The organism is Streptomyces sp. MJM8645, assembly GCF_001625365.1.
Lineage (GTDB): Bacteria > Actinomycetota > Actinomycetes > Streptomycetales > Streptomycetaceae > Kitasatospora.
This window is the reverse complement of record NZ_LJJF01000001.1, coordinates 2,420,495-2,439,721: the sequence shown is the minus strand read 5'-3', so window position 1 is coordinate 2,439,721 and position 19,227 is coordinate 2,420,495. Positions and strand designations below refer to the sequence as shown.

Genomic DNA, 19,227 nt, shown 5'->3' with positions numbered 1-19,227 from the left:
CCGGCAGGCCGACGGCCGGTGACCCCGGGCGGGGTGCACCGGCCGTCGGCGCGGGTGCGGCGGGTCAGCCGTCGGTGCGCTCGCCCCGGTCGGTGCGGCCGTCCTCGCGGGTGGCGGAACCGCCGCGGGAGCCGCCGGTGAACGTGTCGGCGAAGGTGTCGCGGAGCTTGCCGCCGACGGTCGCGGCGCCGCCGGCCACGTCGCGGATCAGGCCCATCAGCGGGTCCTTGCTCTCCTTCACCGAGGTCGTGTAGTGGTCGGCGGCGGCCTTCCACTGCTCGCCGACCGAGGTGTCCGGGTCGTCCGTGCGGCGCGGGTAGGCGCCGGCCAGGATCGAGCGGTACTCGTCGCTCTCCGCCCACTTCTTCAGCTGGGCGACCCGCACCACCGCGAACGGGTGGCTCTGCGGCAGCAACTGCAGCAGCTTGAGCACGCCGTCGCGCAGGTCGCCGGCCTTGTCGTACTCCTCGGCCTGCTCCAGGAAGGCGTCGACGTTCAGTTCGGCCAGGTTGTGCCCGCCGGCCAGTTTCATCAGGGCGCGCATGGACGCCTGGACGTCCTGCCCGGCGAGCAGGCCGGCCCGGTCGCTGGACAGCTCCGCCTTGCGGAACCACTCCTTGAGCGCGGTGACGATCGCCATGATCGCCAGGTTGCCGAGCGGCACCCAGGCGACCCGGGTGGCGATGTTGGTGAGGATCATCAGCATCGTCCGGTAGACCGCGTGGCCGGACATCGCGTGGCCGACCTCGTGGCCGATGACCGAGCGCAGCTCCTCCTCGTCGAGCAGCTCGATCAGGCCGCTGGTGATCACGATGATCGGGGTGTCGATGCCGATGCAGTACGCGTTGACCGTCGGGTCCTGGGTGACGTACAGGTCCGGGACCTGCTCCAGGTCGAGCACGTAGGCGGCGTCGCGCACCATGTCGTACAGCTCGGGGAACTGGCGCTCGGAGGTCTTCACGGCGGTGGCCAGGAACATCAGCCGGATCGAGCGCTCGGACACCAGCCCGGCGAGCTTCCGCAGGACGTCGTCGAAGCCGGTGAGCTTGCGCAGGGCGACTAGGGCGGAACGGTCCGCGGGGTGCTCCCAGGCGCGGGTGGAGATGTCGGGGAAGCGCTGGCGGCGCCGGCTCGGGGTCTTCGCGGTCGGGTCGGTCATGGTCTGAGTACCTCCTGGTCGACGGCGGCCCCGGCTCGGCGGCCGGCCCCCGCTGGTCTACGCCTGCAACGACTGTCCTTGCAACGTCCGCGGTTGCGTACTCGTCCCCGCGGCCGGCCTGTGCGCGGGCCGGGCCACGCCGCAGGGGCCGGTGGGCGGCGCGGGTGTGAGGCCGGTCTACCCTGAATGTCCTGGAGAACCGAGACCGGATCCGGCCGCGGTACCGAGCAGTTCGAGGAGCCCCGCAGATGTCCACCGACGCGCTTGTCAGCCTGGCCGCACCCATCTCCAACGAGGCCGGCCCGGGCCTGTTCCTGCGGATCATCGTGGTGGCGTCGTTCGTCGGCGTCGGCCTGCTGGTCTGGATCATGGCGCGGGCCTTCCGCGGCAACTGAGCACCGCCGCCCCGGTTCGGGCTCACGCCCGGTCAGCGGCGGTGGGCCGCCGAGCGGTTGCCGGGTAAGCCCCCGTACGATGACAGGTGGGCCTTCACCGGCCCGGAAGAACCCCTGGTCCGTTCACCCGAGCCGAGAAGGTCCCGCCGACCATGAACACTGCCGCCGCACTCCCCGTCCTGAACCTGCTCGCCGAGAGCGAGGGGGGCAACCACGAGAGCCTGAACCCGTACCTGACGGGTGGCGCCGCACTGTTCATCCTGGCGCTCCTGCTCTTCGTGACCACCCGCTTCAACCGGGACCGCTGAGCCGCCTCCCGGGGCCGCTCGGGGAGCGTCCGGCGTACCGGCCGGCCGCTCCCTCACGCGTCTTCGGACAACCCCCACCCGGGCGTTCCCGCACCGTAACGGGCGTCGCGTAAGGTGTGGCGGCATGGGAGAGCAGGCCGGGAATCCCGGCGGACCGGAACCGGTGAAGAAGCGCCTCGGGGTGATGGGCGGCACCTTCGACCCGATCCACCACGGCCACCTGGTCGCCGCCAGCGAGGTGGCGAGCGCGTTCCACCTGGACGAGGTGATCTTCGTGCCGACCGGGCAGCCGTGGCAGAAGAGCGACCGCCACGTCACCCCGGCCGAGGACCGCTACCTGATGACGGTCATCGCCACCGCCGAGAACCCGCAGTTCTCGGTCAGCCGGATCGACATCGACCGCGAGGGCCCGACGTACACCGTCGACACCCTGCGCGACCTGCACTCCCAGCACCCGGACGCCGACCTCTTCTTCATCACCGGCGCCGACGCGCTCGCCCAGATCCTGTCCTGGCGCGACTCCGACGAGCTCTTCTCGCTCGCGCACTTCATCGGGTGCACCCGCCCGGGACACACCCTGTCGGACGCCGGACTCCCGGTGGGCGGGGTCTCCCTGGTCGAGGTCCCCGCGCTGGCCATCTCCTCCACGGACTGCCGCAACCGGGTCGCCAAGGGCGAACCGGTCTGGTACCTCGTCCCGGACGGCGTGGTCCGCTACATCGACAAGCGGGCGCTCTACGCGCCGCACCGGACCTGACCAGGAGCGGGCGTGACCGAGCGAAGCGGCGGAGGCCGGCAGCACCAGCACCAGCAGCAGCCGGAGGACTGGTCGACCGGGCAGTACCAGCAGTACCAGGGGGGCTACCAGCAGCAGCCCGAACAGGTCCCGGAGCAGCAGCAGTACGACCAGCAGCAGTACGACCAGTACGGGCAGCCGGTGTACACGGGGGACCCGTACGGCGGCTACCAGGAGCAGCAGCCGTACCAGGCGTACCAGCAGCCCCCGCAGCAGCAGTACGGCCAGCAGCAGTACGACCAGTACGGGCAGCCCGTGCAGCCTGGGCAGCCCGCGCAGGCGTACCAGCAGCAGGGGGGCTACGGCTACCAGGACCCGGCGTACGGCGCATGGGGGTCGCCCGGGCCGGAGGCCGGGGGCGGCTACCAGCAGCAGGCCTACCCGGCGGCGGTCGAGCCCGAGGCCGTCGTCGCGCCTGCCCCCGTCGCCCCCGCGCCGTCGCGCCCGCGCGTGCCCCGGCCCGCCGCCGAGGCCGCGGGCGCCAAGCCCGAGCCGCCGTCCGAACTGGTCGGCGGGGCCCGGGCCGGCAAGGCCGGCGGCAAGCCTGGAGGCAAGGCCGCCAAGGACGACTACCCCACGGACGAGTTCACCTTCGTCGACGAGGAGGGGGAGGAGTCCGAGGACGTCATCGACTGGCTGAAGTTCGCCGAGTCCCGCAGCGAGGTGCGCGCCGAGCGCCGCCGCCGGCTGCGCAACCGGCTGATCGGCCTCGGCGTGGTGGTGGCGCTCGCGGCGGCCGGCACCGGCGGCTACCTCTGGTTCACCGGCGACAAGCAGACCGCGGCGAGCGCGGCCGGTCCGCGCCAGGTCAGCGTGGTCCACCTGCGCGACCTCCAGGGCAAGGTCTCCAGCGCGCTGCTGGTCAACGACTCCACCGGGAAGAAGGGCACCGTGCTGCTGCTGCCCGACACCCTGCGGCTGCCCGGCCCCGGCGACCCGCCGGTCACCACCGTCGGCCAGGCCATGGACAGCATCGGCGCCTCCGCTACCCGCGACGGCCTGTCCACCGTGCTCGGCGCCCCGGTCGCGGGCACCTGGCGGCTGGACACCCCCTACCTGGAGATGCTGGTCTCCCAGCTCGGCGGCGTCCGGGTGGACACCAACGCCGAGACCCACGAGGGCGGCAAGCCGGACGGCAAGCTGCTGTCCGCGGCCGGCAAGAACACCCTGCTGAACGGGAAGGCCGCGGTCGCGTACGCCACCCTCCAGGCGTCCGGCGAGAACCGGGACGCCCAACTGGCCCGGTTCGGACAGGTGATGGACGCGGTGGTGCGCACCATGCCCACCGAGTTCAAGGACGCCAAGGACGACGTGCACCGGATGAACGCGGTGCTCGACCCCTCGCTGCCCGAGGACGCCCTCGCCGGGGTGCTCGCCCAGCTCGCCCAGCAGGCGAAGGACGGCCACCTCGGCACCACCGCGCTGACCGTCAAACCGGACGGCGGCCTGGACGAGGCCACCGCCGGCAAGCAGGTCAAGGACGTGCTCGGCGGCACCGTGAAGTCCGCGGCCTCCGCCGACGCCCCCGCCCGGGTCTCGCTCCAGGACGCCACCGGCAACGACCAGGCGGCGGCCGCCGCACAGGTCCAGATCGTGAACTCCGGCCTGACCTTCCTGCCCGGCTCCAAGACCGCCGCGCAGGCCGCCAGTGAGATCCGCTACACCGACGACGCCCGGCAGGCCGCGGCGAAGTCGCTGGCGATCAGCCTCGGACTGCCGGACACGGCGGTGAAGAAGGTCGGCGACGCCCAGAACGCGGACCTGGTGGTCGTGCTCGGCAAGGACTACCAGCCGCCGAAGAGCCAGTAGGCCGCGGCCTCCGGCCCGGGCGGCCCCGGAAAAGCGTTCCGGGGCCGCCCGGGCGGCGTGAGATCCTGGAAGGCGACCCCCGGCCAGGAGCCAGGGGTCGCCCCCCAAGCCGCCGAGCCGGAAGAACACCGTGACCGTCACCGACCACAGCCAGCAGCTCATCACCGTCGCCGCGCAGGCGGCGGCCGACAAGCTCGCGCACAACATCATCGCCTTCGACGTCAGCGAGGTGCTGTCGATCACCGACGCCTTCCTGATCGCCTCCGCCAACAACGACCGCCAGGTCCGGTCGATCGCCGAGGAGATCGAGGACCAGCTGCGCGAGCAGCTGGACATCAAGCCGGTGCGCCGCGAGGGCGAGCGCGACGGCCGCTGGATCCTGCTCGACTACCTGGACATCGTCGTGCACGTCCAGCACTCCGAGGAGCGCTCCTTCTACTCGCTGGACCGCCTCTGGAAGGACTGCCCCGAGCTGCCGCTGCCCGAGGACGCCCTGGCCACGCGCAACCGGCCCGACGCCCACACCGACGAGGCCGGCAACGTCGTCGCCCCGGCCGACGACTTCGGCAAGCCCGAGGACCTGCACTGAGCCGGGACGGGCGGGGGCCGCGCGTCGTCTTCTGGCGCCACGGCCAGACCTCGTGGAACCTGGAGTCCCGCTTCCAGGGCACCACGGACATCGAACTGACCGACCAGGGCGTCCTCCAGGCCCAGCGGGCGGCCCGGCTGCTCTCCGGCCTGCGCCCCGACCTGCTGATCTCCTCCGACCTCACCCGGGCCAAGCGCACGGCCGAGGAACTGGCCGAGGTCACCGGCCTCGACGTGCAGCACCACGAGGGCCTGCGGGAGACCTACGCGGGCTCCTGGCAGGGCCTGACCAACGCCGAAATCCGCGACCGCTTCCCGGAGGAGTACGCGGCCTGGGCGGCCGGCGAGCCGGTGCGGCGCGGCGGCGGCGAACTGGCCACCGAGGTCGCCGACCGCTCGGTGCCGGTCGTGCTGGAGGCCGTCGACAAGCTGCCGGAGGACGGGACGCTGGTGGTGGTCAGCCACGGCGGCACCATCCGCACCATGCTCGGGCGGCTGCTGGACCTGGACCCGGTCCAGTGGGAGTGCTTCGGCGGGCTGTCCAACTGCTGCTGGTCGGTGCTCGGACAGGGGGCGCGCGGCTGGCGCCTGCTGGAGCACAACGCGGGCACGCTCCCGCAGCCGGTCATCGGCGACGACACCTGAGCGATGACGCCTGAGCGATGACGCCTGAGCGATGACGCCTGAGCGACGGGCGCGTCGCGGGGTGGGGTGGGGTGCGGGCGGGGTTGCGGGCATGCAGGGGCTTGCCGGGGCTCGCCAGGGGCGTGCAGGGGCTTCGCAGGGGCGGATTTCGCAGTTCCGGGCCTGACCAGCTAGAGTTTTCCTCGTTCGCAGGGAAGGAACGCGGCCCGGAAGGGAAGCGGGAGATCCGACGACTGCGGGGCTATAGCTCAGTTGGTAGAGCGCTTGCATGGCATGCAAGAGGTCTGGGGTTCAATTCCCCATAGCTCCACTCCGCACCAGCGATCCTGTTCGATCAGGAGCGCCCGTGTCGCGGGGCTGTAGCTCAGTTGGTAGAGCGCTTGCATGGCATGCAAGAGGTCCGGGGTTCAATTCCCCGTAGCTCCACAGTAGTTGAGAGGCCGTCACCCATCGGGTGGCGGCCTCTCGCGTTGCCGGGCCGCCTTTGTGGGTCTGCCAGTTCCCGTCGCCGGGGCGCCTCCGGGGTGGGGCGCGGGCCCCGGGGGCGGGAGCGCGGGTCTCGGGGTGGGGGCGCGGGCTCCGGGGAGGTGGAGCCGGGGCCTGAGGGAGCGGGAACGCGGGCCCCCGGGAACGGATTCGTGGAGCACCCCCGGGACCGTGTAAAGTAGTCGATGTCGCCGAGGGAAACCGGACGGAAACGGTCGAAAGCCTCCGGTGACATCGCAGGTCAAGGGGCTGTAGCTCAGTTGGTAGAGCGCTTGCATGGCATGCAAGAGGTCCGGGGTTCAATTCCCCGTAGCTCCACAGTAGTCGAGGGCCGCCTCCCGAAATGGGAGGCGGCCCTTCGGCGTTCTGCGCATGCCACCGGCGGAAGGGCCGGAAAGACCGCTACCGTCGTTCCATGGCCGATCTGGAGCGAAGGCGGAACGAGGAACTGGCCCGGATACTGCACCAGCTCGGCTGGAGTCCGGAACGGCTCGCCCGCGAGGTGAGCCTCGCCCTGCCGCCAGGCCTGGCCATCAGTTCCACCGCCCCCTACAAGTGGCGCGACCGCGGCATGGTGCCGCGCAGCCCGCACGACCAGACCGTCTGCGAAGTGCTCAGCCGCACCCTCGGCATCGCCGTCACCTACGAACAGCTCTGGGGCCGGATGGGCGGCCACCGCGGCGCCAAGATCCTCTCGCCCCGGCTGCTCACCGACCCGTGGACCGCCGACACCGCCCAGACCGCGCTGCGCGAGGCCGCCACCGACGCCGGGCCCGTCCGACTCACCGACCTCTTCCGCGGCGCCGACCTCGACCAGGCCGCCGAACGGCTCGCCTCCCCGCCCCCGCCCGTCGGGGGCGGCGAAGGGGCGCTGCGCATCGACCCCGGCCTCGTCGGCGACCTCGGCCTGTCCTACCGCAGCAAGCAGCGGCTCGAACGCTCCTGCGGCGGCGGACTCGTCCTCGGCCCCACCCGGGCCGAACTCGCCATGCTGGCCAAGCTGCTGGAACTCGGCGCCTACGACGAACGGGTCGGCCGCGAGCTGTACGGCACGGCCAGCCGGCTCGCCCGGCTGGCCGGCTGGGCCGCGTACGACCTCGGCCACGACGCGGCCGCCCAGCGCGCCTTCGTCGCCGCCCTGCGGGCCGCTCACGTCAGCGGCGACGTCCGGCTCGGCGTCGCCGTGCTTGGCGGCCTTGTGGTGCTCGCCACCCAGGGCACCGGAGGGCGCGGCCTGGACGCCGTCGCCGCGCTCAACACCGCCCTGGTCCGGCACGGCTCCGTACTGAGCCCCGTCGGCCGGGCCCGGCAACTCGGCCGGATCGCCCGCGCGCACGGCCGCCGGGGCGAGGCCGAGCAGGCCGAGGCCGCCGCCGCCCGGGCCTTCGCCGAACTCGACGGCGTGCCCGGCACGGAGGCGGCCCGCGCCGAACTCGCCGGGATGGTGGGGGAGGGGCGGCTGGCACTCGGCCAGCACCGGATGGCCAAGGCGCTGCTCGCCGAGGCCGTCGCCGGGCTGGGGGCCGGCCGCGGGCGGTCCAAGGCGCTGCTGATGGTCCGCCTCGCCGAGACCCACCGGCGCCTCGGCGACCAGCGGGAGGCCGCCCGCACCGCGTCGCTCGCCCGGGCGCTCGCGGCGGGCATGCAGTCCGAGCGGCTGGCGCGGGCGCTGCGCGACTTCGACGCGGCGACGCGGTCGGCGTCGGCGGGGCGGTGAGGTCTGTGTGTGGCGGGGCGGGGGCGGCGTCGGTGGGGCGGGGGCTGCGTGTGGTGGGGGGCTTCCCGGGTCGGCGGTGAGGTCCGTGCGGGGGCGGGCCCGGGGCCGTCGGGCCCCGGTGGATACCCGGGAGCGCGCTGATCTGCTTGCGGTACCCTGAGCCCATGCGAACCGTGCGCCTGCTCCTTAGCCGGCCGCGCTGACCAGGACCGGTTACGCCCTCGGGCGGTGCCGGAGTCGGCGTGGCGTCCCCTCCTGCGAGGGGATTTTTTGTTTTCCGCCCCCGTTCACGGGCCGGCCGTGTCCGCGGTTCGCCAACTGACATCGATGGAGCTTGAAGGACCATGAGCGAGACGACCCCTGCGTCCGGCACGGCCGAGACCGCGACCGAGCCGTTCCGGTACAGCGCCGCGCTGGCGGCGGAGATCGAGTCCCGCTGGCAGGACCTCTGGGAGAAGGAGGGCACCTTCAACGCCCCCAACCCCGTCGGTGCGCTGGCCGACCCGGCGGCCGGAGACGTCGCCGCGAAGCCGCACAGCTTCATCATGGACATGTTCCCGTACCCCTCGGGCGCGGGCCTGCACGTCGGCCACCCGCTGGGCTACATCGCCACCGACGTCTACGCCCGCTACCAGCGGATGACCGGCCACAACGTGCTGCACACGCTGGGCTACGACGCGTTCGGCCTGCCCGCCGAGCAGTACGCGGTGCAGACCGGCACCCACCCGCGGGTCTCCACCGAGGCCAACATCGCCAACATGCGCCAGCAGCTGCGCCGGCTGGGCTTGGGCCACGACCCGCGCCGCTCGATCTCCACGATCGACCCGGAGTACTACCGCTGGACCCAGTGGATCTTCCTGCAGATCTTCAACTCCTGGTACGACGAGCAGGCCGGCCGGGCCCGGCCGATCGCCGAGCTGATCGCTCGGTTCGAGTCCGGCGCGAAGCCGACCCCGGACGGGCGCCCGTGGGCCGACCTGTCCGCCGCCGAGCGCGACGAACTGCTGGGCGAGTACCGGCTGGCGTACTCCAAGGAGGTGCCGGTCAACTGGTGCCCCGGCCTGGGCACCGTCCTGGCCAACGAGGAGGTCACCGCGGACGGCCGCTCCGAGCGCGGCAACTTCCCGGTGTTCAAGTCCAACCTGCGCCAGTGGATGATGCGCATCACCGCGTACTCCGACCGCCTGATCTCCGACCTGGACCTGCTGGACTGGCCCGAGGCCATCAAGCTCCAGCAGCGCAACTGGATCGGGCGCTCCGAGGGCGCCCGGGTCGACTTCGCCGTCGACTCCGGTGAGAAGATCACCGTCTTCACCACCCGGCCCGACACCCTGTTCGGCGCCACCTACATGGTGCTGGCCCCCGAGCACGGCCTGGTCGACTCGATCGTCCCGGCCGCCTGGCCCGCGGACGTGCCCGCCGAGTGGACCGGCGGCGCCGCCACCCCCGCCGAGGCCGTCGCCGCCTACCGCGCCACCGCCGCCGCCAAGTCGGACGTCGAGCGGCAGGTCGAGGCCAAGGTCAAGACCGGCGTCTTCACCGGCGCCTACGCCGTGAACCCGGTCAGCGGCGCGTCCGTCCCGGTGTTCATCGCCGACTACGTGCTGATGGGCTACGGCACCGGCGCCATCATGGCCGTCCCCGCCCACGACCACCGCGACTTCGCCTTCGCCCGCGCCTTCGCGCTGCCGATGCGCTGCGTCGTCCAGCCCACCGACGGGCGCGGCGAGGACCCGGCCGCCTGGGACGACGCCTTCGACACCTACGACTCCGTCATCGTCAACTCCTCCCGGGACGGGCTGACGCTGGACGGGCTGGGCGTCGTCGACGCCAAGGCCGCCGTCACCGCCTGGCTGGCCGAGCGCGGCATCGGCGAGGGCACCGTCAACTACCGCCTGCGGGACTGGCTGTTCAGCCGCCAGCGGTACTGGGGCGAGCCCTTCCCGATCGTCTACGACGAGGACGGCGTCATGCACGCGCTGCCCGAGTCGATGCTGCCGGTCGAGGTCCCCGAGGTCGAGGACTACTCGCCGCACACCTACGACCCGTACGACGCCACCTCCTCGCCCAAGACCCCGCTGTCGCGCAACGAGGCCTGGGTCAACGTCGAACTGGACCTGGGCGACGGCGTCCGCACCTACCGGCGCGAGACCAACACCATGCCCAACTGGGCGGGTTCGTGCTGGTACGAGCTGCGCTACGTCGACCCGTCGAACTCCTCGGCGGTCGTCGACCCGGCCAACGAGAAGTACTGGCTCGGCCCCACGGCCACCAAGCCGGCCGGCGGCGCCGACCTGTACGTCGGCGGTGCCGAGCACGCCGTGCTGCACCTGCTGTACGCGCGCTTCTGGCACAAGGTGCTGCACGACCTGGGCCACGTCTCGTCCGTCGAGCCGTTCCACAAGCTGTTCAACCAGGGCATGATCACCGCCGACGTCTACCGCGACGAGCGCGGCTTCCCGGTGCCCGCCGCCGAGGTCGAGGAGCGCGACGGCCAGTACTTCTGGCAGGGCGAGGCCGTCAAGCGCGAGGCCGGCAAGATGGGCAAGTCCCTGAAGAACGCCGTCGCCCCCGACGAGATCGCCGACGAGTACGGCGCCGACACGCTGCGCCTGTACGAGATGTCCATGGGCCCGCTGGACGTCTCCCGCCCCTGGGACACCCGCGCCGTCGTCGGCTCGTACCGCTTCCTGCAGCGGCTGTGGCGCAACGTCGTCTCGGAGGCCACCGGCGACCTGGTCGTCACCGAGGAGGAGCCGGACGAGGCGACGCTGCGTGCCCTGCACAAGGCGATCGACGGCATCCGCGGCGACATGGCCGGGCTGCGGTTCAACACGGCCGTCGCCAAGGCGATCGAGCTGAACAACTACCTGGTCAAGCGCGGCTCCACGCCGCGCGCCGTGGCCGAGCAGCTGGTCCTGATCGTCGCGCCGCTGGCCCCGCACATTGCCGAGGAGCTGTGGCGCCGGCTGGGCCACGACGAGTCGCTGGCGCACACCGACTACCCGGTCGCCGACCCGGCGTACGTGGTGGACGAGACGGTGACCTGCGTGGTGCAGCTCAAGGGCAAGGTGAAGGCCCGGCTGGAGGTCGCGCCGACGATCTCGGACGCCGAGCTGGAGGCGCTGGCGCTGGCCGACCCGGCCGTCGTCGCGGCGATCGGCGAGGCGCCGGTGCGCAAGGTGATCGCGCGGGCGCCGAAGCTGGTGAACATCGTCACGGGCTGAGGCTGAGAGGCTGAGGTCGAGGTCGGTCAGTTGAGGCTGAGGCTCAGGTCGGCCGGCTGCGGTTGAGGTCGCGCGGCTGATGTCGGTCGGCTGGTAGTCGGCCGGCTGAGGCTGCTGGGGCGGGTGTCCTTCGGGACGCCCGCCCTCGCTCGTGCCCGGGGCCCTGGGAGGACCCTCGAACCCTCGGGGAGATCCCCGATCTGTCCCTGATCTCCGCCGCCCGGGCCCGTTCCGTCCGCCCCGGGCCCGATCCGGCGGCTACCGTGGAACCCTCGGCAGTACGGCCCGCGTTGGGTCCGGTGGGGGCCGAAACGGTGGCGGAAGGTGGCTCGCGATGGACGCGTTCGGCGTGATGATCGGCCTGGTCCTGCTCTTCGGGATCGCGGCGTTCGTCCTGGCCGTGGTCGGCACGGTCAAGGCGGCGAAGGCCGTCGCCACGAAGATCGGGCGGCACGAGGCCAACGCCCGGCGCGCCGTGGAGAACGCCACCCTCAAGGCGAAGACCTTCACCAAGGTCGGACCGCCCGGCCAGATCGCCGCCGTCCGGCTCGGCCTGCGCACCTCGCTCGACGGCACCCGGCAGGTGCTGGAGAGCGGCCTCCCCCAGGACGGCCAGCTCGGCGAGTCCCTCGCCCTGCTCGGCAGGCTCGACGCACACGCCGCCGAACTCGACGGCGAACTGCGGATGCTGGAGCGGGAGCCGGACACCGCGCGGATCGCGGCCAAGCTGCCGGAGCTGCGCGAGCGCGCCGAACGGATCACCCACTCCGCGGAGACCATGCGCTGGGCCGCGCAGGACCGGATGCACCGGTTCGCGGACGACGAGCTGAGCCGGCTCAGCCAGGAGTGCGAGAGCGAGGCGGGGGCGCTGCGGCACTGGGACACCTCGGGGGAGTCGTCGTCCGCGTCCGCCTCCGGCTCCGCTGCTTCCTCCGCGTCGTCCGGTTCCTCCGCGTCCTCCGCGTCCTCGGGTTCGGGGGCGGGCTCGGGTTCTGGCTCGGGGGCGGCCTCCGGGGGTGCTGTGCGGGCCGGGCTGACGGACGGGAAGAGCCGTCCGAGCGCCGAGGAGCTCCTCGGACTCGTCGATCCGCTGGCCAAGCTGGCCCAGCGGCTGCGGAAGCCGTCGGCGGGGCCCACGGCAGGCTGAGCCGAGCCGAGCCGAGCCGAGCCTGAGCTGAGCACCCCGCGCCGGGTGCTGCGGCCGTGCTTCGGCGGGTGCTGCGTGCTTGCTCCGGCGGCGCCCTCGGGGCCTTTCGGGGCTCGCACCCGGGCGCTGTCCTCCCGGACGAACGGGGAGTAATCTCCGCCTCATGCCCTCTGACCTCGCACTTGTCACCGACTCCACGGCCTACCTGCCGCAGGAGACCCTCGACCGGTACGGGATCACGGTGGTCCCGCTGAGCGTCGCGGTCGGTGACGCGGTCCTGTGTGAAGGCGTCGAGATCTCCCCCAAGGACGTCGCCGAGGCGCTGCGCGACAAGCAGCGGGTGACGACCTCCCGACCGAACCCCGAGGCCTTCGCCGCCGCCTATCGGGCCGCCGCCGAGGCCGGGGCGAAGGGCATCGTCTCGGTGCACATCTCCGGCGAGCTGTCCGGCACGGTGGAGGCCGCCCGGCTGGCGGCCGCCGAGGCGCCGGTACCCGTGCGGGTGGTGGACAGCCGACTGGTCGGCATGGCCCTCGGATACGCGGTGCTGGCGGCGGCCGAGGCGATCGCGGCCGGGCGGGACCTGGCGGAGGCGGCCGAGGCCGCCACCCGGCGGGCGGCCGTGACCAGCGGGTTCTTCTACGTCGACACCCTGGAACACCTGCGCAGGGGTGGCCGGATCGGGGCGGCGCGGGCGCTGCTCGGGTCGGCGCTGGCGGTCAAGCCGCTGCTGCACCTGGACGGGGGGCGGATCGAACCGCTGGAGAAGGTGCGCACCGCGTCGCGGGCGATCGCGCGCTTGGAGGAGATCGCGGTCGAGCGCTCGGGGGGCGGGGAGGTCGACATCACCGTGCACCACCTGGCGGCCGAGGAACGGGCCGAGCCGCTCGCGGAGCGGCTGCGGGCCCGGGTGCCGGGGCTGCGGGAGCTGTACGTGGGCGAGGTGGGGGCGGTGATCGGCGCGCACGTCGGGCCGGGGCTGCTCGCGGTGGTCGTCGCGCCGCGCTGAGCGGGCCGGGCGTGCCGCGTCGCGGGCTCTGGTCAACTCCTCGCGGCGCTGATCACTCGTGTGAGTGATCTGTTTTGTCCACAACCCCTGAGTTATCCACAGGGGTTCGGTAATTTCTGCGCACTCTGCCGAGGACTCCTACCGTCCTCGGCATGACGACCATGGGCCTGGGCGCGGCGAAGCGCCACGAGATCAACGAGACCGTCCGGCTGCGGATGGCGGCGCTGCTGCCGACCGGCGGCGGCGCCGTCGTGGGCGATGGGGCGGGAGCAGAGGCCGGTGCCGGGGTCGGTGCCGGGGCGGGCGGGCCGGTGGGCTCCGGTGCCGCGATGGGCGCGCTCGCGTCGACCGGTCCGCCTTCGGGCGCGGTTCCGGCCGGGGCGGGGGAGCGGCCTCCGTCGGCGGGGCCTGCGCCGCCTGTGCCACCTGTGCCGTTGGAGCCGGTCAGGGCGGGCGGTGACGCGGATCCGCCGGGGCCGGGGGCCGGGTCGGGCCTTCGATTCGGCTCGGCGATGGCACTCGACCGGCGGGCGGTGGCCGGGTTGGCCGTCCTGCTGCTGTTCGCGGTCGGCTACGCCGTGCAGCACTTCTGGCTGGCCAGACCGCAGGCGGTGGCCGTGCCGGCGTTGGCGTCCGCCCCGGTCTCACCGGTCTCACCGGGGGCGGAGGGGGCAGAGGGGGCGGCATCCGCGTCCGTGTCGACTCCGGCCTTGGGCCCGGGCCCGGCCGCGGTCTCGGCGGCCGATCCCGTCGGCCCCGGGGGCGGGGCGGTCGTCGTGGTCGACATCGGCGGGCGGGTTCACCTCGCCGGCCTGCACACCCTGCCCGGCGGCTCGCGGGTGGCCGACGCTCTACGGGCGGCGGGCGGTCCGCTGCCGGAGACGGACACCCGAAGCCTCAACCTGGCCCGGGTCCTGACGGACGGTGAACAGATCCTGGTCGGCGAGCCGGCTCAGGCCTCCGCCCCGGGCGCCGGGGCCGGCAACGGACCGCCGGCGGTCGGCACGCCCAGACCGCCCGTCAGCCTCAACCGCGCCGGCCTCGAACAGCTGGACACCCTCCCCGGCGTCGGCCCGACCCTCGCCCAGCGCATCCTCGCCTACCGCACGTCGCACGGCTCGTTCCGCACGCTCGACCAGCTCCGGCAGGTCAGCGGCATCGGGGCGCGCACGTTCGCGGAACTCCGTCCGCTGCTGACCCTCTGACCTCCCCGTCCGTCCCCTTGCCCGCCTGTTCTCCCGTCCGTCCGTCGTCGGCCGTCGTTGCTCGTCGTCGTCGTCGTTCGTCCGTCGCCGCCACCCGCCGAAGGGAGGTACCGCCGTGCCCGCCACCATCGAACCGAACCTGCCGAACCGCTCCACCGGTGCCGACTTCCGGCTGCTGCTTCCCGCCGTCTCGGCCTGGGTGGTGACGGCCGCGCTCCTCGGCCTGGAGCCGGGGTACGACGTCCTCGCCTTCGGCCTGGCGGGTGCCGCCGCACTGGCGGCCGTCCTGCTGCTCGTCAGGCCCGCGCTCCCACGCCGACGCGCAGCGGCGGTGACCTTGGCCGCCGTCCTGCTCACCGGAGCCGCCGCCGCGGTGGCCACCCCGCTGCACACCGCCGATCTGCACCGGGGGCCGCTGCCGGAGCTCGTCCGAGCGGCCGAGCACGCCCCGCCGCGATCCCCGGGCGAGCCCGCTCGGGTGGTGGAGGCGGAGCTGACCGTCGCGGGGGACCCGAAGTCCCACGCGGCCCGGGGCGGTACCACCGGCGGGCAGACCCTCCTCACCGTCGACGCGGTGGCCGACCGGGTCACGCTCCTGCCGGACGGGCGCAGTACCCGGACGCGAACCCCGGTGACCGTCATGGTCCGGGGCGCGGAATCCGGGCCCTGGCAGGGGCTGCTCCCGTCGGAGCGGCTGGTGGTGGAGGCCGAGGTGCGGCCCGCGGGAGACGGCTACGACACCGAGTGCGCGGCGCTGCTGGTCGTCCACGGCCCGCCCCGCCGCCTCGCGCCGCCGAACCTGCCGCAGCGGATCGCCGGGCGGCTGCGTGCCGGTCTGCGCACGGCCAGCGACGGGCTCCCGCCGGACGCGCGCGGACTGCTCCCGGGCCTGGTCGTGGGGGACACCTCGCGACTGCCCGACGACCTTGAGGATGCCTTCCGGGCCACCGACCTGGTGCACCTGGTGGCGGTGAGCGGGGCCAACCTGGCGATCGTCCTCGGCGCGCTGCTGGGCGCCCCGGGGCAGGCCGGCACCCCGGAACGGCGCGGGCTGGCCGCGCTGCTGGGGCTCTCGTTGCACACCAGCGCGTTGCTCGGGACTGCGCTGACGCTGGCCTTCGTCGCCGTCTGCCGGCCGGAGCCCAGCGTGCTGCGCGCGGCCGGGACGGGGCTGATCGGCATGCTCGCGCTGGCCACCGGCCGGCCCCGGCAGGCGGTGCCCGCGCTCGCCGGGGCGGTCCTGGTGCTCGTCCTGCTCGACCCGTTCCTGGCGCGTTCCTTCGGATTCCTGCTCTCGGTGCTCGCCACGGCCGGGCTGCTCGTCCTCGGGCCGCACTGGGCCGAGGCGCTGCGGTCCCGGCGCTGGCCGCACCACCTGGCGGGTGCCCTGGCGGCGACGGCCGCCGCCCAGGCCCTGTGCGCGCCGGTGACGGTGGTGCTGTCCGGGCACGTCAGCCTGGACGCGATCCCGTGCAACCTGCTGGCCGAACTGGCGGTGGCTCCGGCGACCCTGCTCGGCTTCGGGGTGCTCGTGCTGCAGCCGCTCCTCCCGGACCTGGCCCGCCTGCTCGCGGAGCCGGCCGGAGTGCCGGTCGGCTGGCTCGCCCTGGTGGCGCGGCGCGGCGCCGAACTTCCGGGCGGCCAACTCTCCTGGCCGGGCGGGTGGTTCGGGACGGCGACGGTCGCGCTGGCCACCCTGGCGGCCTGCTGGGTGATGCCGCTCCTGCTGCCACGGCGAGCGCCGTCCGGCAAGCCCGTCCGCGCCCGGCGGCGGTGGGTACGGGGGCTGGTGACGGGGGTGCTGCTCGTGGTCCTGCTGGCCGTGCTGCTGCGGCCACCGCAGCTCACCCGGATCGCGACCGGCTGGCCGCCGCCGGGGTGGCGGATGGTGATGTGCGACGTGGGACAAGGGGACATGCTGGTGCTCGCGGCCGGTGCACCGGACAGCGCGGTGGTGGTCGATGCGGGGCCGGATCCGAACGCCGCCGACAGGTGCCTGCGGGATCTGGGTATCACGGAAGTGCCGCTGTTGGTGGTGACGCACTTCCACGCCGATCACGTCGAGGGTGTGCCGGGGGTGGTCCGGGGCCGCCGGGTCGGAGCGATCGAGGGCACGACCCTGGACGATCCACCGGGTGAGGCGGCCCGGGTGGCGGGCTGGGCGGTCGGTGCCGGAGTCCCGCTGCTGCGCGCGGGGCGCGGTGAACGGCGCTCGGCGGGCCCGGGGTTGTCCTGGGAGGTGGTCTGGCCCGACGCCGGGGCGGCTGTCGAGGCCCCGGGGGCGAACAACGCGAGCGTCGCGCTGGTGGTGTCGGTGGCGGGCGGACTGCGGATGGCGTTGCTCGGGGACCTCGAACCGCCTGCCCAGTCGGCGCTGCTGGGCCGGTTGGGGCGGGTGGACGTCCTGAAGGTGGCGCACCACGGATCGGCGCATCAGGACTGGGCTTTGACCGGTGCGTTGCGTCCCCGGCTGGCATTGATCTCGTGCGGCGAGGGAAACGCGTACGGGCATCCGTCCGTGCGGACGGTGGACCGGCTGCGCGCGCTGGGTGCGAGCGTGCTGCGCACCGATCGGGTGGGCGACATCGCGGTGACGGGCGGCTCGCCGGCCGTCCTCGGGGTGTCCGTGCACCCGCAGGCGGCGCACGAGGCGCGCAAGCCCCGCTCGCACGCTGCGGACGGAGCGCCCGCCTCCCGTACCGGGCGGGGCTCGCACACCCCGCGAGCCCCGCCCGGCTGACCCCGCCCTCCTCTCCTCCCAGCCATCAGGTGGGGAAGGGAAAGGGGTTGGGGTGGGGAGGAGGGAGGGGGCGGGGGGGCGGGGCGGGGCCCGGAGAACGATTGCGGCGCGCTCCGGGCCCCGCCCGGAGCGCGCCGAAGTACGGGCACCTGCGGTGGTGCGTCGCGCTCGACCGTCGAACGCGAGCTGGTGGAAGGGCCGGCCGGGTCAGCCTTCCTCGCGCCAGCCCTCGTGCTCGACGGCGAGAGCGTCGAGGGCGCGCAGCAGGGCCGGGGTCCAGCCCTCCTCCGGGGGCTCGACGACGACCAGCCACTGGGCGTCCTCGGCGTCGTCCTCGCCGGCCAGGGCGTCCCGGACGAGGTCGAGCTCGCCGAGGTCGGGGTGGGCGGCGCTGAGCTCCTCGGAGGCGTCCTCGGCGGCGTCGCGGTCGGGCAGGACGAGCAGTTGCCGGGCGTGCGGGTCGTTGACGTCCGGCAGGTCGGTGGTGTGGTTCTCGGTCACCGGACCATTCTCCAGGTCGGGTGATCGGCGCGGTCGGGCAGGTCGGGTCGGGCGGGCCGGGTCGGGCAGGTCGGGCTGGAGAGGCGGGACCGGGCGGGACCGGGCAGGGCCGGGCGGGGCCGGGGGCGGGGGTCGCCCCGGGCGGGAGTGTCCGCGCCCCGTGGGATGCTGGTAGGCGATGGCCAGGAAGAGTGCACCCGACGACCTGCTCGCCCCGCTGACCCTCGCGGTCGGCCAGGAGGAGCTGCTGCTGGACCGCGCGGTCGCCCAGGTGGTGGCGGCGGCGAAGGCGGCGGACCCGGACACCGACGTGCGGGATCTGCCGCCCGGCAGCCTGCAGCCGGGCAGCCTGGCCGAGCTGACCACGCCGTCGCTGTTCGCCGAGCGCAAGGTGATCGTGGTGCGGGCCGCGCAGGACCTCTCCGCCGACTCGGTGAAGGAGGTCAAGGCGTACATCGAGGCGCCGGCCGAAGAAGTGATCATGGTGCTGGCGCACGCGGGCGGGGCCAAGGGCAAGGGCCTGCTGGACGCCGGGCGCAAGGCGGGCGGTCGCGAGGTGGCGTGCGCGAAGCTGACCAAGGCGAACGAGCGGCTGGCCTTCGTCCGGGGCGAGTTCCGTACGCTGGGCCGCTCGGCCACACCGGAGGCCTGCCAGGCCCTGCTGGACTCGCTCGGCAGCGACCTGCGCGAGCTGGCGGCCGCGTGCAGCCAGCTGACCTCGGACGTCGAGGGCGCGATCGACGAGACGGTGGTGGCCCGCTACTACAGCGGCCGGGCCGAGGCGACGGGCTTCGAGGTGGCCGATCTGGCGGTCACCGGCCGGGCCGCGGAGGCGCTGGAGCGGCTGCGCTGGGCGCTGGCGGTGGGCCAGCCGCCGACCGGCATCACCTACGCACTGGCCTCCGGCGTGCGCAGCATCGGGCGGCTGGCGACCACCGGGCGGAACATGCGTCCGGCGGACCTGGCCCGCGAGTTGGGCATGCCGCCGTGGAAGGTCGATCGGGTGCGCCAGCAGATGCGCGGTTGGACGGGCGACGGGGTGGCCACCGCGCTGACCGCGATCGCCCAGGCCGACGCCGCCGTCAAGGGCGGCTCGGACGATCCGGCCTTTGCGCTGGAGCGCGCGGTGGTGGCCGTCGCCCGGGCGGCCCGGGCCGGGTCCCGCCCGGCGTACTGACGGCGGCGCGGCCACCGAACCGGACCCGGGACGAGCCGGACCCGGCTACCCGGCTACCCGGCTACTTGCCGACCCACCTGCCACCGCCTACGTGCCACCGCCTACGTGCCACCGCCTACGTGCCCATCGAGCGGACGGTCCCCCAGGCGCCGGCCCGCAGCGCCGCCGGGGCTCCGGAGCCCCGCCCGCGCGTGACCGACGACAGCGGTCGGGCCGCGGAACGCGACAGGCGCCGCAGTGGGCCTCTGGAGAGAGGCCGACTGCGGCGCCTGTCGTACTGCTTCGTACACCGCACCCGCGTGGCGAACGCAGGCCGCG

At 73.9% G+C, this 19,227-nt stretch carries 15 protein-coding genes and 3 tRNA genes; 16 read left to right on the top strand and 2 right to left on the bottom strand.

From position 1 onward, the window contains the following. Positions 1 to 64: 64 nt before the first annotated feature. Positions 65 to 1,159 carry a M48 family metallopeptidase gene (locus tag A6F73_RS10440; protein ID WP_063347544.1) on the bottom strand — a complete coding sequence of 365 codons (1,095 nt, stop codon included), beginning with the start codon at positions 1,157 to 1,159 and terminating at the stop codon, positions 65 to 67. Positions 1,160 to 1,407: 248 nt separating this feature from the next. Between A6F73_RS10440 and A6F73_RS41385 the strand changes: the two genes are divergently transcribed. The 15 genes from A6F73_RS41385 (at position 1,408) to A6F73_RS10375 (ending at position 17,231) form a co-directional block, all read left to right on the top strand. Next, positions 1,408 to 1,554 (top strand): hypothetical protein, encoded by a 147-nt coding sequence (locus A6F73_RS41385; protein WP_159398425.1) that lies wholly within the window; start codon positions 1,408 to 1,410, stop codon positions 1,552 to 1,554. Between the two features lie 152 nt (positions 1,555 to 1,706). Next, positions 1,707 to 1,862: a hypothetical protein gene (locus A6F73_RS42175; protein ID WP_167745857.1), complete on the top strand. Its 156-nt coding sequence runs from the start codon at positions 1,707 to 1,709 to the stop codon at positions 1,860 to 1,862. Between the two features lie 124 nt (positions 1,863 to 1,986). Beyond that, positions 1,987 to 2,619, top strand: a complete 633-nt coding sequence (gene nadD, locus A6F73_RS10435) for a nicotinate-nucleotide adenylyltransferase (RefSeq protein WP_063347543.1) — start codon at positions 1,987 to 1,989, stop codon at positions 2,617 to 2,619. 12 nt (positions 2,620 to 2,631) lie between these two features. Further along, entirely contained in the window at positions 2,632 to 4,467 is a 1,836-nt protein-coding gene (locus tag A6F73_RS43960; protein ID WP_063347542.1) for an LCP family protein, read from the top strand. A gap of 130 nt (positions 4,468 to 4,597) precedes the next feature. After that, positions 4,598 to 5,056 (top strand): ribosome silencing factor, encoded by a 459-nt coding sequence (gene rsfS, locus A6F73_RS10425; RefSeq protein WP_063347541.1) that lies wholly within the window; start codon positions 4,598 to 4,600, stop codon positions 5,054 to 5,056. Then, on the top strand, positions 5,053 to 5,700 hold the full coding sequence (locus tag A6F73_RS10420) for a histidine phosphatase family protein (RefSeq protein WP_063351096.1): 648 nt from the start codon (positions 5,053 to 5,055) through the stop codon (positions 5,698 to 5,700). The genes rsfS and A6F73_RS10420 overlap by 4 nt, the downstream gene beginning before the upstream one ends. A gap of 237 nt (positions 5,701 to 5,937) precedes the next feature. Next, a tRNA-Ala gene (locus tag A6F73_RS10415) sits at positions 5,938 to 6,010 on the top strand. Between the two features lie 43 nt (positions 6,011 to 6,053). Then, positions 6,054 to 6,126, top strand: a tRNA-Ala gene (locus A6F73_RS10410). A gap of 305 nt (positions 6,127 to 6,431) precedes the next feature. Then, positions 6,432 to 6,504 (top strand) — tRNA-Ala (locus tag A6F73_RS10405). A 97-nt stretch (positions 6,505 to 6,601) separates the two neighbouring features. Next, positions 6,602 to 7,903 carry a hypothetical protein gene (locus A6F73_RS10400; RefSeq protein ID WP_063347540.1) on the top strand — a complete coding sequence of 434 codons (1,302 nt, stop codon included), beginning with the start codon at positions 6,602 to 6,604 and terminating at the stop codon, positions 7,901 to 7,903. Between the two features lie 344 nt (positions 7,904 to 8,247). Beyond that, positions 8,248 to 11,130 (top strand): leucine--tRNA ligase, encoded by a 2,883-nt coding sequence (gene leuS / locus A6F73_RS10395; RefSeq protein ID WP_063347539.1) that lies wholly within the window; start codon positions 8,248 to 8,250, stop codon positions 11,128 to 11,130. Between the two features lie 334 nt (positions 11,131 to 11,464). After that, positions 11,465 to 12,277: a hypothetical protein gene (locus tag A6F73_RS10390; RefSeq protein WP_063347538.1), complete on the top strand. Its 813-nt coding sequence runs from the start codon at positions 11,465 to 11,467 to the stop codon at positions 12,275 to 12,277. Between the two features lie 163 nt (positions 12,278 to 12,440). After that, entirely contained in the window at positions 12,441 to 13,286 is an 846-nt protein-coding gene (locus A6F73_RS10385; protein WP_063347537.1) for a DegV family protein, read from the top strand. 152 nt (positions 13,287 to 13,438) lie between these two features. Continuing rightward, complete coding sequence (locus A6F73_RS43955) at positions 13,439 to 14,491, top strand: helix-hairpin-helix domain-containing protein (RefSeq protein ID WP_279634893.1); 1,053 nt, start codon at positions 13,439 to 13,441, stop codon at positions 14,489 to 14,491. 115 nt (positions 14,492 to 14,606) lie between these two features. Continuing rightward, positions 14,607 to 17,231: a ComEC/Rec2 family competence protein gene (locus A6F73_RS10375; RefSeq protein ID WP_063347535.1), complete on the top strand. Its 2,625-nt coding sequence runs from the start codon at positions 14,607 to 14,609 to the stop codon at positions 17,229 to 17,231. 207 nt (positions 17,232 to 17,438) lie between these two features. On the opposite strand, the gene A6F73_RS10370 is transcribed toward A6F73_RS10375, so the two are convergent. After that, positions 17,439 to 17,732 (bottom strand): hypothetical protein, encoded by a 294-nt coding sequence (locus A6F73_RS10370; RefSeq protein ID WP_244293349.1) that lies wholly within the window; start codon positions 17,730 to 17,732, stop codon positions 17,439 to 17,441. A gap of 178 nt (positions 17,733 to 17,910) precedes the next feature. Here A6F73_RS10370 and holA point away from each other — a divergent pair, with 178 nt between their 5' ends. After that, the gene (gene holA, locus A6F73_RS10365; protein WP_063347534.1) at positions 17,911 to 18,909 is read left to right on the top strand and encodes a DNA polymerase III subunit delta; all 999 of its coding nucleotides are present in this window, start codon (positions 17,911 to 17,913) and stop codon (positions 18,907 to 18,909) included. The last annotated feature ends 318 nt before the right edge of the window (positions 18,910 to 19,227 follow it).